13 protein-coding genes and 1 other annotated feature are annotated in these 15468 nt (G+C 42.0%); of the genes, 10 read left to right on the top strand and 3 right to left on the bottom strand.

Annotated elements, in window-relative coordinates; translation table 11 throughout:
- Nucleotides 1–58 precede the first annotated feature (58 nt).
- The 6 genes from C6Y01_RS09235 (at nt 59) to C6Y01_RS09210 (ending at nt 7662) form a co-directional block, all read left to right on the top strand.
- Nucleotides 59–388, top strand: coding sequence for a DUF4257 domain-containing protein (locus C6Y01_RS09235; protein ID WP_223249904.1), 330 nt, complete (start codon nt 59–61; stop codon nt 386–388).
- 103 nt (nt 389–491) lie between these two features.
- Nucleotides 492–713: a binding site (T-box leader), on the top strand.
- Between the two features lie 97 nt (nt 714–810).
- Nucleotides 811–3225: a leucine--tRNA ligase gene (leuS, locus tag C6Y01_RS09230; RefSeq protein ID WP_034665405.1), complete on the top strand. Its 2415-nt coding sequence runs from the start codon at nt 811–813 to the stop codon at nt 3223–3225.
- A 130-nt stretch (nt 3226–3355) separates the two neighbouring features.
- Nucleotides 3356–4258 (top strand): dienelactone hydrolase family protein, encoded by a 903-nt coding sequence (locus C6Y01_RS09225; protein ID WP_034665408.1) that lies wholly within the window; start codon nt 3356–3358, stop codon nt 4256–4258.
- Nucleotides 4259–4304: 46 nt separating this feature from the next.
- Nucleotides 4305–5057, top strand: coding sequence for an NAD-dependent epimerase/dehydratase family protein (locus C6Y01_RS09220; protein WP_034665411.1), 753 nt, complete (start codon nt 4305–4307; stop codon nt 5055–5057).
- Nucleotides 5058–5276: 219 nt separating this feature from the next.
- Entirely contained in the window at nt 5277–6137 is an 861-nt protein-coding gene (locus C6Y01_RS09215) for a carbohydrate ABC transporter permease (RefSeq protein ID WP_087976618.1), read from the top strand.
- A 25-nt stretch (nt 6138–6162) separates the two neighbouring features.
- Nucleotides 6163–7662: an extracellular solute-binding protein gene (locus C6Y01_RS09210; protein ID WP_106031931.1), complete on the top strand. Its 1500-nt coding sequence runs from the start codon at nt 6163–6165 to the stop codon at nt 7660–7662.
- A 45-nt stretch (nt 7663–7707) separates the two neighbouring features.
- Here C6Y01_RS09210 and C6Y01_RS09205 read toward each other — a convergent pair whose 3' ends face one another.
- Together C6Y01_RS09205 and C6Y01_RS09200 are read right to left on the bottom strand one after the other, a co-directional pair.
- The gene (locus C6Y01_RS09205) at nt 7708–8547 is read right to left on the bottom strand and encodes an aldo/keto reductase (protein ID WP_106038082.1); all 840 of its coding nucleotides are present in this window, start codon (nt 8545–8547) and stop codon (nt 7708–7710) included.
- Between the two features lie 13 nt (nt 8548–8560).
- Entirely contained in the window at nt 8561–9748 is a 1188-nt protein-coding gene (locus C6Y01_RS09200) for an MFS transporter (RefSeq protein ID WP_034665544.1), read from the bottom strand.
- A 157-nt stretch (nt 9749–9905) separates the two neighbouring features.
- On the opposite strand from C6Y01_RS09200, the gene C6Y01_RS09195 reads away from it, so the two are divergent.
- A complete protein-coding gene (locus C6Y01_RS09195) occupies nt 9906–10277 on the top strand; it encodes a winged helix-turn-helix transcriptional regulator (protein ID WP_003217763.1) in 372 nt (123 codons plus the stop codon).
- 37 nt (nt 10278–10314) lie between these two features.
- On the opposite strand, the gene C6Y01_RS09190 is transcribed toward C6Y01_RS09195, so the two are convergent.
- Nucleotides 10315–12615 carry a helix-turn-helix domain-containing protein gene (locus C6Y01_RS09190; RefSeq protein ID WP_106038081.1) on the bottom strand — a complete coding sequence of 767 codons (2301 nt, stop codon included), beginning with the start codon at nt 12613–12615 and terminating at the stop codon, nt 10315–10317.
- 235 nt (nt 12616–12850) lie between these two features.
- On the opposite strand from C6Y01_RS09190, the gene C6Y01_RS09185 reads away from it, so the two are divergent.
- The 3 genes from C6Y01_RS09185 to C6Y01_RS09175 are packed head-to-tail and all read left to right on the top strand — an operon-like array spanning nt 12851 to nt 15468.
- Complete coding sequence (locus C6Y01_RS09185) at nt 12851–13816, top strand: ABC transporter permease (RefSeq protein WP_034665423.1); 966 nt, start codon at nt 12851–12853, stop codon at nt 13814–13816.
- 18 nt (nt 13817–13834) lie between these two features.
- Entirely contained in the window at nt 13835–14947 is a 1113-nt protein-coding gene (locus C6Y01_RS09180) for a glycoside hydrolase family 88/105 protein (RefSeq protein ID WP_106038080.1), read from the top strand.
- Nucleotides 14944–15468 (top strand): hypothetical protein, encoded by a 525-nt coding sequence (locus C6Y01_RS09175; protein WP_034665428.1) that lies wholly within the window; start codon nt 14944–14946, stop codon nt 15466–15468. Before C6Y01_RS09180 ends, C6Y01_RS09175 begins: the two co-directional genes overlap by 4 nt.

The raw sequence follows: 15468 nt of genomic DNA, 5'->3' as shown, positions 1-15468 counted from the left end.
TTACAGGGGGCTGGACAGCCTGAAGTCGCTTTACTATTCTAAGGGCTTTAGGAAGGTGATGAAAATGCTGCAACAAGTCATTATTGCTTGCGCCATTGGAGGGGTCATGGGCATTCTCGGTCACGTAAAGAAAAAAGGCAGGCTAGAGAAGCCCAGAATGACAAAAAAGTTTATTTATTTAGGGTTTATTGAAGATTGGCTCGTTGGGATGATTGCCGCTACACTGCTTGTCTTATCCTCAAATCCCGATTCTAGTCTGCACTTGGTCATCTTATCAATTATTTCAGGTTACGGAGGAGAAGCAGTTCTGCGAAGCTTTGATTTTGTAAGAGAACAGCGTTCACAGGATGCAGACTCCAACCGTCATAACCGATCTCCACACGAATAATATCCTCTACTTTACCCTGATCTAGGGTACATTCCCATTGTATACAAACCTGCTTGCACTTATGATCATAATTCTATAAAATACTACTTAGATGACGGTTACGATAAGAACAGTGAAGAGGAGTAGTAGGAAAGCAGTATTTGTCTTTAGAGAATTGACGGCTGGTGAAAGTCAATCAAATCTGCTTCTGAACTCGCCTCAGAGTTGCAGTTGCGTTAAAGCTTCTGTCGCATGTCTGCGTTAAAGATATTAAGTGAGCGTACAAACAGAAAGTGACGCTAACAAGGGTGGTACCGCGGGAACCAAAAAATCTCTCGTCCCTTTCCAGGGATGAGGGTTTTTTGTTGATTTTAGAAAAATCTGAATTCTTGCAGTGGTCATCTGAGCAGATACAGCCGTACATATTAAAGGAGGTTTTCACATTGAGTTTTCAGCATCGGGAAATTGAAAAGAAGTGGCAGGATTATTGGCTGACACATAAAACATTCGCCACATCTGACTCGGAAGATAAACCAAAGTTCTATGCGCTTGATATGTTTCCATACCCATCAGGAGCAGGGCTTCATGTCGGGCACCCTGAGGGCTACACAGCAACGGATATTTTATCACGCATGAAACGTATGCAGGGATATGATGTTCTTCATCCAATGGGATGGGACGCATTTGGTCTTCCAGCAGAACAGTATGCACTAGATACAGGGAATGATCCAGCGGTCTTTACAGAAGAGAACATCAATAACTTCCGCCGCCAAATTCAATCACTAGGATTCTCATATGATTGGGATCGAGAAATCAACACGACTGATCCGAATTATTATAAATGGACACAATGGATTTTCTTGAAATTGTACGAAAAGGGATTGGCGTATATCGATGAAGTACCAGTGAACTGGTGCCCGGCGCTCGGTACAGTTCTTGCAAATGAAGAAGTCATTGATGGAAAAAGTGAACGCGGAGGGCATCCAGTTGAAAGACGTCCGATGAAGCAATGGATGCTGAAGATTACGGCATATGCGGACAGGCTGTTAGAAGATTTAGAAGACATTGATTGGCCTGAAAGCATCAAAGATATGCAGCGTAACTGGATCGGACGTTCAGAAGGTGCACACGTTCATTTCGAAGTAGAAGGACATGACGAACAGTTTACTGTTTTCACAACGCGTCCGGATACATTATTTGGTGCAACATATGCGGTACTTGCACCAGAACATGCACTTGTTGAAAAAATTACAACAGCTGCTCAAAAAGAAGCGGTCGAAGCATATATCAAAGAAATTCAATCAAAGAGCGACTTAGAGCGGACAGATCTTGCAAAAACGAAGACGGGTATTTTCACAGGCGCTTATGCCATCAATCCATTAAATGGTGAAAAGATGCCGATCTGGATTGCAGATTACGTGCTGGCTACTTATGGAACAGGCGCGATTATGGCGGTACCTGCCCATGATGAGCGTGACTATGAATTCGCCAAAACATTTGATCTTCCAATCAAGGAAGTTGTAGAAGGCGGAGACATTGAAAAAGAAGCTTACACAGGTGATGGAAAACACATTAACTCTGATTTCCTCAATGGATTAGGAAAAGAAGAAGCGATTGAAAAAGCCATTGCATGGCTTGAAGAACATCAAAAAGGCGAAAAGAAAGTCACCTATCGTTTAAGAGACTGGCTATTTAGCCGCCAGCGTTACTGGGGTGAGCCAATTCCAATTATTCATTGGGAGGACGGAACTTCTTCAGCCGTTTCAGAGGAAGAGCTTCCACTGATTTTGCCTAAAACCACTGAGATTAAGCCAAGTGGTACAGGTGAATCACCTTTAGCCAATATCAAAGAGTGGGTTGAGGTTGTAGATCCTGTAACAGGTAAAAAAGGACGCCGTGAAACCAATACAATGCCGCAATGGGCAGGCAGCTGCTGGTATTTCTTACGTTATATTGACCCGCATAACTCAGAAAAGCTTGCATCTCCTGAGAAGCTAAAGAAATGGCTTCCTGTTGATGTATATATCGGCGGAGCAGAACATGCTGTACTGCATCTTCTATATGCGCGCTTCTGGCATAAGTTCTTGTATGATATTGGTGTTGTTCCTACAAAAGAACCTTTCATGAAATTGTTCAACCAAGGAATGATTCTTGGAGAAAATAATGAAAAAATGAGTAAATCAAAAGGGAACGTTGTCAATCCAGATGATATCGTAGAATCTCATGGTGCGGATACATTACGACTTTATGAAATGTTCATGGGACCTTTAGATGCATCAATCGCTTGGTCTGAAACAGGACTTGATGGTGCTCGCCGTTTCCTTGATCGTGTATGGCGTCTATTCACAAATGAAGATGGCACAATCAGTGATAAAGTGACGGAGCAAACTGGAGGCGCATTAGAACGCAGCTATCATGAAACCGTGATGAAGGTAACGGACCATTATGAAGGCCTGCGCTTCAATACAGGGATCTCACAATTAATGGTGTTTATCAATGATGCCTACAAGGCTGATACACTGCCGAAAGAATATGCAGAAGGCTTTGTGAAACTTCTTTCTCCAATTGCACCGCATTTAGCGGAAGAGCTTTGGAATAAACTTGGTCATGAAGGGTCTATTTCTTATGAAGCATGGCCGCAATATGACGAGTCAAAGCTTGTCGACGATGAAGTAGAAATTGTCGTACAGTTGAATGGAAAAGTGAAAGCAAAATTAACCGTTCCTGCTGATGCAACAAAAGAACAGTTAGAAGAGCTTGCGAAAAATGATGCACGCGTAAAAGAACAGCTTGAAGGGAAAACCATTCGCAAAGTGATTGCGGTTCCTGGGAAGCTTGTCAATATTGTTGCGAACTAATGATGACACCCATCGGTATGAACCGGTGGGTGTTCTTTATTTCCCGGGACATAATTTTGTCGAAAACAAGGTGATTACTTCATCGACCTCGTATTTTAACAGGTGATCAAGAAAATGAGGAGTGACGTCAATGGAAAAGGAAAGCAAACGTGAACAACTGCTCAGTCTGTTAGGAGAAATGCCAGAACGCCATCGCGTGGAGGCATATACGTTAAAGATCGAGGAACGTGAATCGTATGTAGTCGAAACACTCATTCTTTCGATTCATGGTGTAGAGGAAGTGCCCGCTTATTTTGTAAAGCCAAAGGATACGGTGAAAAAAAGACCTGTTGTGCTGTTCCAGCACTCTCATGGCGGGAACTACGTGGATGGGAAGGAAGAGCTGATCAAAGGTGCTCATTATTTGCAAGCGCCTTCATATGCGAAAGAGTTCACATCAAAAGGCTATAGTGTCCTGGCTATCGATCATGCAGGGTTTGGTGAGAGAAGAGGAAGAACAGAAAGTGAAATTTTTAAGGAGATGCTTTTAACAGGAAAAGTGATGTGGGGCATGATGCTGTATGAAAGCATGTGTGCGATTGATTATGTGCTGTCTCGATCTGATGTGCTGCCGGACCGGTTAGCTGTTTTTGGAATGTCAATGGGAGGGCTTCTTTCCTGGTGGACTGCTGCGCTTGATGAGAGGGTCAGTGTGTGTATTGATCTTTGCGCACAGGTCGATCACCACACATTAATTGAAACGAACAATTTAGACAGGCATGGCTATTATTACTATGTACCAAGCTTAGCAAAGCACTTTACAGCAGCTGAAATTCAGGAAATGATTTTTCCAAGGCCGCATTTAAGCTTAGTGGGAAAACTTGATCCACTCACGCCTGCTGAAGGCGTCGCACGCATTCAAAAGGGATTGAGCCAAACCTATCAAACTGCTTCATTGAAAGAACGGTATCAGCTTGTTGGTCTTCATGCAGGTCATTTTGAAACAGCCGCTATGCGTCACGAGGCCACTCGATTTTTGAAAAAATGGCTGTAACCCATAAAGGCTTGGACATACTACGTCAATAGAAAGGAGGAAACAGATGAAAAAGATCACGATCATTGGCGGATGCGGTGTGATAGGCCGTATATTAACAAAAGCGCTCTCTTCTGAGTACGAGATCACCATCATTGATCAAACGAGTTGTGTAAAAGGAGCCATTTTAGCAGATGCAGCGAATGAACAGGAATTATATGAGGCGATTCCGAGAGATACAGATGTCATCATGCACCTTTTAAACATGGATATGACGCATGATGTGATGAATCTTGAGGAGTTTGAAAAAATGAATGATATTTTTTGGAGGAGCTCCTATTATATGTTTCGGTCAGCTGCACGTCTCGGCATACGAAAAGTCATTTTTGCAAGCAGCAATCATGTGACCGATCGTTATGAAGAGGATGGCCGCTCCTTACTAGGGCGAAATATTACAACAGACGATGTGCCAGCGACTAAAAATGTCTATGGTATTTTAAAATTTGCTTCAGAACAGCTAGGCCGTTTGTTCCACGATCAAACGGGGATGTCTGTTATCAATTTACGGATTGGAACGGTTGTAACGGATGAGATGGAGGCATTACACAAGAAACGAAGAACGAAACGAACACTTCTGTCACATGAAGATCTTATAGGGATGACAAAGGCAGCGATTGAAACGACCGTCCCCTTTGGGACATATTATGCCGTATCAGAAAACGAAGAAAAGCCCTGGTCTACGGAAAAAATAAAGCAGGAGTTAGGCTACAGACCTGATGTGAATACGACGGAAATCCTAGAAGAAAATGATCAGGCATAGGGCATAATCATGTCATTAGCTGATGATCTTATTCTTTTGTTTCATGAGCATAAAAGCACGATTGACATGATCCATCCAGTTGGTCTGTCAAGATGATTATAGACGCTTTCTTCCCCCGTTTGTTACATTTTAATCACGATATCGTCACAGGCTGCAGCTTATTTTCGGACGAAATGATAACGCTTTCAAAGAAAGGGCGTGATGAACATAGATCGTTCTATTAAAGGCCGATTGTTCAACTTATTTAATTACTCTTTTCTACTCATGTTCGCATTAATATGTGTGCTTCCGTTCATCCATGTCATTGCAGCCTCTTTTGCTACAGTAGAAGAGGTCATCACGAAGAAGTTTATCTTGTTCCCGACCACGTTTTCTTTAGAGGCCTATCGATATATTTTCTCTACGGATATTGTGTATCGTAGCCTCATTGTGTCCATTCTTGTGACGCTCGTTGGAACAGCTGTCAGCATGTTTTTGTCCTCACTCATGGCATATGGGCTGTCTCGTCAGGAGCTAAAAGGCCGGAGAACATTGATGTTTCTCGTTGTCTTCACGATGTTGTTTAGTGGAGGTATGATTCCGACGTTTATTGTGGTGAAAACACTTGGTCTGCTTGATACCTATTGGTCACTTATTCTACCGGTTGCGATCAATGCGTTCAATTTGATCATTTTGAAAAACTTCTTTCAAAACATCCCGGCAAGCCTTGAGGAATCAGCGAAGATGGATGGCTGTAACGATTTAGGGATTTTCTTTAAAATTGTGCTGCCACTTTCTTTGCCAGCTATTGCGACCATTTCACTTTTTTATGCCGTGACGTATTGGAATACGTACATGACCGCCATCCTGTATTTAAATGATTCAGTGAAATGGCCGATTCAGGTGCTGCTAAGGCAGATTGTCATTGTCTCAAGCGGAATGCAGGGAGATATGTCGGATATGGGATCATCCACACCACCGCCAGACCAAACGATTAAAATGGCTGTCATTGTGGTAGCGACCATTCCAGTTCTGCTTGTCTATCCATTTATTCAAAAGCATTTTAACAAAGGGGCATTACTAGGTTCTGTAAAAGGTTAAAAAGATGGAACAACGGAGGGATCTTATGGGGAGAAAGAAATTATGGTTGATTGCGTTTGTCCTGTTATTTGCAGCAAGCGGTATTCTATCCGCATGTTCAAGCAAAGGCACAAGTTCATCAGATGAAAAGGTTGATTTAGATAAAAAGGTAAAGCTGACCTGGATGGCTATTTTGTATCATCAGCAGCCGCCGAAGGATTCCGTCATAAAAGAGATTGAGAAGCTCACAAATACAGAGCTTGATATTACATGGGTGCCTGATGCCGTGAAGGAAGACCGTTTAAATTCCGCACTTGCCGCAGGGAATCTGCCGCAGATTGTCACGATTCAAGACATTAAGAATTCGTCTGCTATTAATGCGTTCAGATCAGGCATGTTCTGGGAAGTCGGTCCGTATTTAAAGGATTATCCAAATTTAAGTAAGATGAACGAACTGATTAATAAAAACGCCTCTATAGACGGTAAGCTTTATGGCATTTATAGAGAGAGACCACTTTCAAGACAAGGAATTGTCATTCGAAAGGATTGGCTTGAAAATTTAAATTTGGATACACCAAAAACATTGGATGATCTTTATGAGGTAGCTAAAGCTTTTACTGAAAAAGATCCGAATCAAAACGGAAAAGCGGATACAATTGGCTTTACGGATCGGAACGATTTGATTTATGGGGCATTTAAAACACTCGGTTCATATGAGGGAATGCCGACAGACTGGAAAGAAGAAAACGGCAAATTCACGCCAGACTTCATGACAGATGAGTACATGAATACAATGAAATACATGAAGAAACTGCGTGACAATGGCTATATCAACAAAGACTTCCCTGTTACAAGCAAAACACAGCAGCAGGAATTATTCTCACAAGGAAAAGCAGGGATCTATGTTGGGAATATGGTAGACGCAGTGAACTTGAGAGATGACGCGACAGATAAAAACATGGAAGTAGATATCATCAACCGAATCAAAGGCCCAGATGGTAAAGAACGTGTGTGGGCATCAGGTGGTCATAATGGCATCTTTGCATTCCCTAAAACAAGCGTGAAATCAGAGGCAGAATTAAAACGGATTTTGGCCTTCTTTGACCGCATTGCAGAAGAAGATGTATATGGTCTCATGACGTACGGTATTGATGGCGAGCATTATAAGAAAGAAGAAGGGAATACATTTGTCAGAGAAGAAAGCCAAGTGAAAAGCTGGCAGACAGACGTACAGCCGCTTGTCAGTCTAGTAGGAATTGATAAACGTTACTTGAAAAATAAAGGAGATGCGGTTCGTACAAAATATGAAGAGCTAGAAGAAGACAATCAAAACATCATCGTCGCCAATCCTGCTGAAAGCCTGTATTCAGAAACAGCCTCAGAGCGAGGAAACGAATTGAAAAAAATCATCGATGATGCGACCTATAAGTTCATTCTTGGAGACATCAGTGAAGATCAATTTAAGAAAGATGTAGAGAAGTGGAAATCAAACGGTGGTCATAAAATCATAGAAGAATATGAAGCTTCCTTTAAAAAATCAAAATGATCAACATAAACACCCCCGCACAGTTAAAAAGCGGGGGTGTTTTTATTAAAAGTCAAAGTTGTCTGGGTCTGGACCGATACGTTTGTTTTCATTTAAGTCAGAAAGGCGCTTCATATCCTCATCAGATAAGGCAAAATCAAATATGTCTGCATTTTCTTTTAAACGATGGGCTTTCGTTGATTTTGGAATGGTGATGACGCCTTTTTGCACATCCCAGCGCAAAATAATTTGAGCAGGTGTTTTGCCGTATGTGTCCGAGAGCTCTTTGATCACCGGATGATGAAGCAGTTCCCCCTGCATTAGCGGTGACCAAGCTTCCATTTGAATGCCATGTGTGTTCAAATACGTAAAGAGTGTTTCCTGCGTCAGTTTTGGGTGAAACTCCACTTGATTAATAGCTGGTATGATGTCTGCATCTTTTAATAGTTCGTCTAGATGATGCGGCTGGAAGTTGCTCACACCAATGGCTCTGACCTTTCCTTCACGATACAAGGTTTCAAGCGCACGCCAAGCGTCTTTATATTTTCCTTCAACCGGCCAATGGATTAAATATAGATCAAGGTAGTCAAGCTGAAGTTTTTTCAAGCTTTCCTCATATGCTTGTAGGGTGGATTCATATCCTAAATCGGCATTCCACACTTTTGATGTCACAAAGAGGTCTTCGCGGCGAAGTCCTGTTTCTGCTAGACTAATTTGTATGCCTCGTCCAACCTCTTCCTCATTGCCATAAATAGCCGCTGTATCAATACTGCGATAGCCTAATTGAATGGCTGTTTTGACGGCGTCTATTAATTCTGCGCCATCTTCAACCTTGAATACACCAAGACCAAATCCTGGCATGTGGATCCCATTGTTTAATGTTTTTGTACTTTGTAAATGGTTCATATTGAAAACTCCTTTAGATGGTTTGATTTTGTTCTTGTTGTTCCATTCGAAAACTAATCATCGTGAGAATTGCTGCGATAAGGACCATGATGCCGCCGACCCAGCCTGTATGCACAAGCCCAAGAGTATCTGTCACGATGCCGCCTAAAAATGAGCCGATGGCGATACCGGCATTAAAGGCAGCGATATTCATAGCGGAAGCGACGTCGACTGCTCCTGGTGTGTATCTTTCTGCAAAGTCAACGACAGCTACTTGCAATCCAGGAACATTCATGAAAGCAAACAGTCCCATCAGCATGACGGTTCCAATGCCTAGCACCGTGAATCCAGCAGTCAAGCTAAGGGTAAACAAAATGATGCTTTGGATGATAAACATGTAAATCAGTGCTTTCATTGGCTGCTCATTAGCAGCCTTTCCGCCAATGACATTTCCGGCTGCGATCGTGATCCCGTATAAAAGCAGGATCAAGGCCACCGCCCCAGGCGCAAGACCTGTCACATGCTGTAAGAGAGGGGATAAATACGTAAAGACGACAAAGGTTCCTCCGTATCCTGTTGCTGTAATGACAAATAGAAGCAAGATTCTTTTTGTTTTTAATAAGACAGCTTGATCCTTAAATGATGTTTTCACGCCTTGCTTTAATTGAGATGGAACAAGAAAATAGTTGGATATCAGTGCGATCAGACCAATGATGACAATCACACCAAATGACGTCCGCCAGCCGAGCTCATGGCCAAGAAATGTCCCAAATGGCACGCCCGTCACAGTAGCAACTGTTAATCCAGTGAACATAAAGGCAATCGCACTTGCCCGTTTTTCTTTCACTACAAGGCTTGCAGCAATCGTAGAGCCGATGGACATAAAGATTCCATGGGATAAGGCTGAAATGACCCGTCCGATTAATAGCACTGAAAAAGTCGGAGCAATCGTGGCTAGTGTATTTCCAATCAAAAAGACGAGCATAATGAGCAATAGCAATGTCTTTCTTTTCATCGTTGAAGTCAGAGAAGTCAAAATAGGCGCGCCGAATGTCACACCAAGTGCATATAAAGAGACGGTCCAGCCCGCCTGGCTGACGCTCACTCCAAAGTCCTCTGAAATCATCGGCAAAAGACCGACACTAATGAACTCAGTGGTTCCTATAGCAAAAGCACTAATGGCTAGTGCGAGAAGGGCAAAGTGGTTTTGCTTTTTCTTCATGAATAAGTGTTCACATCCTTCTATGATGACATTTTGATAGACGAAGCCGATCGGCAAGAGTTATTATCTAACATAGATGACGAAAAAAAAAGTACGTACTTTTTTGTAATATAGGTACTAAAAAGTGCCTGTTCGCACAAAGAGGAGTGAGGATTTGATGGAAAAGAAAAAATATAATATCTCAGTGGAAGCGACCCTTGAGGTCATTGGCGGGAAGTGGAAGTGCGTGATTTTATGTCATTTAACACATGGAAAAAAACGCACGAGTGAATTGAAGCGGCTCATGCCAAACATCACACAAAAAATGCTTACACAACAGCTGAGAGAGCTTGAAAGTGATGGGGTGATTAACCGAATTGTGTATGAGCAAGTACCGCCTAAAGTGGAATATGAATTAAGTGAATACGGACAGTCGCTCGAAAGAATTCTGAATGCGCTTTGTGATTGGGGAGCAGCTCATATTGAACGTGTGTACGGAGAGCCGCTTTCAGTGCTGGAAGACAGCATTTTAAATGAACAATTTAAATAAAAAAGTCCCGCTTCCTGTGCGAGCGGGACTTTTTGTCTTATGTGCCTTTTTTGTGGTCGCGGTATTTGCCAGGGGTCGTGCCTTCTAGTTTTTTGAAGGAACGGATGAAGTTTTGCGGATTTTTATATTTCAGTTTTTCCGAAATTTCTTTGACGGACATATCGGTTTCCACGAGCCAGTTTTTGGCGACATGGTGTCTGTAGGACGAGAGATATTCACTAAAGGAGATATCCATTTCCTTTCTAAAAATACTGCTTAAATAATTGGGGTTGTAATGCAGGCGTGTGGCGATTTCATCCAATGTAAGATCTGAGTCGAATTCTTGATGAATGATATGAATGATTTTCTCTGAGATGTTTTTGTATTGTGAGTCCTCACGTGCACCTAGCTGGTCAATAATCGGCCGAATGATCTCATGTTTCAGCCATGCTTCGGTATCTTCAAAGGTTTTAAATTCAAAAATCGTATCATACAGCATTTTGTTGTCTTCGACCTCAAATAATTCAATGCCAAGCAAATGCATCAGCTCAATCAAATTGTTTAAAAAACGGGCGAGAGCGATATGGTATTCATGCGGTCCTGCATTTTTAGAGAAAATGGATTGCAGGAGCACATGTAAATAATGATCCGCCTTGCCTTGATCACCTGCTTTCATCGCATCGAATAAATCATGCTGCAGCTGTTTTGGAAAATGGGTTTTAAACGTTTTTCCTTGCTGAATATGTTCATATAAGATAATGGATTTTTTCTCTGCTTTGAGCCTGTATTTTAAGGCTTCTTTTCCTTCAATGTAAGCCTGTTTCGCCATCGTGAGCTCCTTAAACTGGCGGCTGATCCCGATGCTGATCGATAAACCAAGCTCTTCCTCGATGCGCTGCTGAATAGTTTCCGCTAATTGATTTAAATATTCAGTAAACTCTTCATCTGACTTTGAGTGATTCAGGATAATCGTCGTTTGATGCTGATTGACAACCGTTGGCTGAAGGTGCTCATCTTGCGGAATCATCTGCTCGATCAGTCCATTGATGGCAAATAACAGCAAGTCAGCATCCTTTTTTTCATAAGGTGTTCCTTTTAACGTATCGATTTGGGCCACAAGCATGGATAAATGAGACCAGCCCTGAGGGAATCCCAAACTTTGGAACCGGTTGTTAATCTCTTCTTCTGTCAGCTTACCGAGCAATAGCCGCACCATAAAGTATTGCTGAAGGTGCGTGACTTGCTGCTCAATACGTTCCTCTAAATCATTGTTTTGATCCTTCATTTGTTTAATACTCGACTCAATCAACTCAAATTCATTTTGAAAAGGCTGTTTTTGCAAAAAGGATTCATTGCGTGCAAAGGACTCATATAACAAGCGGATTGGTTTATAAAAATGTCTGGACCCAAACCATGAAAATAGTAATGAAAGCGCTAACAAAATAAAGCAGATAATAAAAGTGATCCACCCAATTGATTTCGTTTGTGCCTTGAGTTCTGGAATGGAAACAAAGGATAGGTACGTCCATTCGTTATAGTCTGATTTTTGAAACGTAATTTGATAGTCTAGTTCCTCGATCTTCATGTTAAATTGACCTGATCGTTCTTCACGTGATAGGACATGCTTGACGAGCTCTTGATTCTTCAAGGATTCACCAATTTGTTCTTTGCGGTTATGTAGTAGCACTTTTCCGTTTGTATCAATGACAAACATACTGTCAGATTGAGAGAAGTCAGGCATATTGTCAGCAATCGTGCAGCTCGGAATGCTGGCGACAGCGATCCCTTTTTTCTGGACACTGTTCATAGGGAGTTGTTTGATTAAGTTCACATTGTATTTGCAAAAGGAGGCCTTTCCTTCTTTTGTCGCAACAAGTGGATTATTCTCTTCAAGTGCCCAGCTGGAATGACTCGGTATATTGAGGTAAGAGGTGAGCGCTTTCTCTTGGTCTCCGCTTGTGACATGATAAAGTCCCGAATTGTTCATGTACCAGTCTTCCATTTTACTCACGAGTGTAATATTGGAAAGAGCGGTGTCAAAGGTTTGCAGGTAGTTTAGTTCCTGCTGTACTTGATTATAAAGCTGGAATTGGTCTGGATTTAAAGGTTCTGCCAGTGTTTGAAGGAGAGGCGGCGAACTGACATAGTGAGTGAGAGAATGATCCACTGTTTTTAAAATATGCTCAATATTGGATTGCGTTTGTTTGACGCTGTCCAGCTTTTCATTTGAGATATTTTCGAGTGCGGTTTTTTGCGAATGCTGATAAGAAAAAATACCGACAATGATGACAGGAATTGTACTAAGCATGAAAAAAAACGTCACAAGCTTGTAATAAAATTTATACTGCCTTCTTTTCATAAAACCCCCCATTTCAAACGGAACAATCTTTTCCCCTTAATTTATTAATCCAAAAATTTGGTAGGTTTGTCAATAATCATTTTCTGAGATTAGGATCATTTTCTTATGTTTTATGTAACGTTTTGAGTAGCTTCCCCTAAGTAAATATGATCTGATGATATGATTGTAGACGGATTTTTCATCCTTAAGATACAGTTAACACATGCATCAATCAGCATGAGGGGAGGCTTTATCTATGAAAACAGAGGATGTCACTGCCAAGGGTATGCCTGCGGCAGCTTTGAAAAAAGAAAAGAGAAAGCGCTTACTTAATCAATTGCTTAGTCAAAAGTTTTTGTATGTAATGATTTTGCCAGGGCTCATTTATTTTCTTGTCTTTAAATATGTGCCGATGTGGGGGCTTATCATTGCCTTTCAAGATTACCAGCCGTTTCTCGGTATTCTTGGGAGTGAGTGGGTTGGCTTCAAACACTTTATTCGATTGTTTACAGAACCAACATTTTTCATCTTATTAAAAAATACACTGATTTTATTTGCCATGAATGTCGTGATTTTCTTTCCGATTCCGATCTTATTGGCCCTGCTTTTAAACGAGGTCAGATTGGCATTGTTTAAGAAATTTGTCCAGACGATGATATACATTCCTCACTTCATGTCATGGGTGATTGTCGTGTCCTTATCTTTTGTTTTGTTAACAGTAGATGGCGGGTTAATCAATGAATTGATTGCTTTCTTTGGAGGGGAAAAGATTAACTTCCTCCTTAGTCAGGAATGGTTCAGACCCATGTACATTTTACAGGTGATCTGGCGGGAAGCAGGCTGGTCGACGATCATTTACCTTGCGGCGATTACAGCGGTAGATCCGCAGCTATATGAAGCAGCAAAAATGGATGGAGCCGGCAGACTGAGACAAATGTGGCACATCACTCTTCCTGCCATTAAAAGTGTGATTGTCGTTCTGCTTATTTTGAAAATTGGTGACACATTAGAGCTTGGCTTTGAGCATGTCTACTTATTACTCAATGCAACGAACCGGGAAGTAGCAGAAATCTTTGATACGTACGTCTATACAGCTGGTCTTAAGCAAGGACAATTCAGCTATAGTACCGCTGTTGGTCTATTTAAAGCAGCCGTTGGACTCATTTTGGTCATGCTGGCGAACCGTTTAGCGAAGAAATTCGGGGAAGAAGGTATTTACTAAAAAGGGAGATGAAGAAGAATGACATTATCGACTGAAAAGGGATCACCACTTGAGCATGCAGAGAAATTAGCACAAACAATTATGAAAGCGCATACACCAATTGAGCTGCCTCCAGCTGGAAGATGGCATTATCATCAAGGCGTTTTTCTTTGCGGTGTGATGAAGCTATATGAGGCAACGAAGAACGAGACGTATTTCAATTATGTGAAAAGCTACGCAGATTCGCTCATTGATGAGTATGGAAACCTGTTATTTCGCAGAGATGAGCTTGATGCGATCCAAGCAGGGCTCATTTTATTCCCTCTTTACGAACGGACGGGAGAGAAGCGGTATGTGCTGGCAGCGGAGAAGCTTCGGGGACTTTACCGTACATTGAATCGCACATCTGAGGGCGGGTTTTGGCATAAAGACAATTATGCCTATCAAATGTGGTTGGATGGTCTCTACATGGGAGGACCTTTTGCCTTAAAGTATGCAAAGCTGAGAGGTGAAGAGGAACTGGTGGATATGGTGATCCATCAAGAGCATCTCATGAGAAAGCATACAAAAGATGAAAAAACAGGTCTGTACTATCACGCGTGGGACGAACGAAAAGTGATGCCATGGGCTGATCAAAAGACTGGCTGTTCCCCTGAGTTTTGGGCAAGATCGTTTGGCTGGTATGTCCTTGCATTAGCAGATATGATCGAGGATCTGCCAGAAGAGCATGAGGGACGAAAGGTTTGGAAGGAAACGCTGACAGACATGCTGGAAAGTGTATCCAAGTACCAGGATCAAGACACAGGTCTCTGGCATCAAATCATTGATAAAGGTACTCATAGCGACAATTGGCTTGAAAGCTCAGGATCGTGTTTATTCATGTATGCCATGTCAAAAGCCATGAATGAAGGGTATGTCAGCCTCCGTTATGTCGATCATGTGGTGAAAGCATACCGAGGCTTAATTCATCATAAGACGGCTGAGACAGAAAACGGTGATTTTACCATCAATGATATTTGTATCGGAACATCTGCTGGATTTTATGATTACTACGTTGAAAGAGAGCGAAGCACAAATGACTTGCACGGGGCAGGCGCTTTTATTATGGCGTTAACTGAGCTAGAGAAGCTGTCTGTTTTTCAGAAGGCATGAAGAGGCGAAAAAGTGGTGCGGTATGGCTCCTCAGCTTCATCGCTGCCCTTTGTTTGTCAGCCTGCCAAGGGAAAACAAACGGTATTGATGTTCTGATTTTTTCTGACATGTCAAAGGGGATGAAGGATCAATTAGTCGAGAAGGCTTTTCAGACGGAACATGAAACTTATAGCGTCCACATCTTTCCGGCGATTCCTGAAAAGCTTCTTGTTGAAATTACCGCAAAAGAGGGGGACATCATGCTTGTCCCAGAAGAAATGTTTAGAACATATGATGATCCTGAAAGCTTTCAGCTGCTTGAAGAAATGGGCATAGATGATCAAGCGGCAGGGCCATATACGGTCGAGGACAAAAAGACAGGGAAAACGGTCGATTATGCGGTTCAAGTCAATAAAGGCACGAAAAAGCTAAATGGCTATACCTTTCAATTACACCGAGATATGGTCGCTTTTATTCCCGTGTATGCTGACAAGTCCAATGAGGCGCTGTCTCTCATGAAACAACTTCGTGAAAATCGATAG

This window comes from Bacillus sp. NMCC46 (assembly GCF_002998465.1).
Lineage (GTDB): Bacteria > Bacillota > Bacilli > Bacillales > Bacillaceae > Bacillus.
Note: the sequence above shows the minus strand (reverse complement) of the source record. Positions and strands in the feature narration are given on the sequence as shown.

Bases quoted from the DNA above. Each gene is read 5' to 3' on its own strand.
- C6Y01_RS09210 (WP_106031931.1), top strand. From the start codon at position 6,163: ATGGGGAGAAAGAAATTATGGTTGATTGCGTTTGTCCTGTTATTTGCA.
- C6Y01_RS09205 (WP_106038082.1), bottom strand. From the start codon at position 8,547: ATGAACCATTTACAAAGTACAAAAACATTAAACAATGGGATCCACATG.
- C6Y01_RS09220 (WP_034665411.1), top strand. From the start codon at position 4,305: ATGAAAAAGATCACGATCATTGGCGGATGCGGTGTGATAGGCCGTATA.
- C6Y01_RS09235 (WP_223249904.1), top strand. From the start codon at position 59: ATGAAAATGCTGCAACAAGTCATTATTGCTTGCGCCATTGGAGGGGTC.
- C6Y01_RS09185 (WP_034665423.1), top strand. From the start codon at position 12,851: ATGAAAACAGAGGATGTCACTGCCAAGGGTATGCCTGCGGCAGCTTTG.
- C6Y01_RS09200 (WP_034665544.1), bottom strand. From the start codon at position 9,748: ATGAAGAAAAAGCAAAACCACTTTGCCCTTCTCGCACTAGCCATTAGT.
- C6Y01_RS09190 (WP_106038081.1), bottom strand. From the start codon at position 12,615: ATGAAAAGAAGGCAGTATAAATTTTATTACAAGCTTGTGACGTTTTTT.
- C6Y01_RS09180 (WP_106038080.1), top strand. From the start codon at position 13,835: ATGACATTATCGACTGAAAAGGGATCACCACTTGAGCATGCAGAGAAA.
- C6Y01_RS09225 (WP_034665408.1), top strand. From the start codon at position 3,356: ATGGAAAAGGAAAGCAAACGTGAACAACTGCTCAGTCTGTTAGGAGAA.
- C6Y01_RS09195 (WP_003217763.1), top strand. From the start codon at position 9,906: ATGGAAAAGAAAAAATATAATATCTCAGTGGAAGCGACCCTTGAGGTC.
- C6Y01_RS09175 (WP_034665428.1), top strand. From the start codon at position 14,944: ATGAAGAGGCGAAAAAGTGGTGCGGTATGGCTCCTCAGCTTCATCGCT.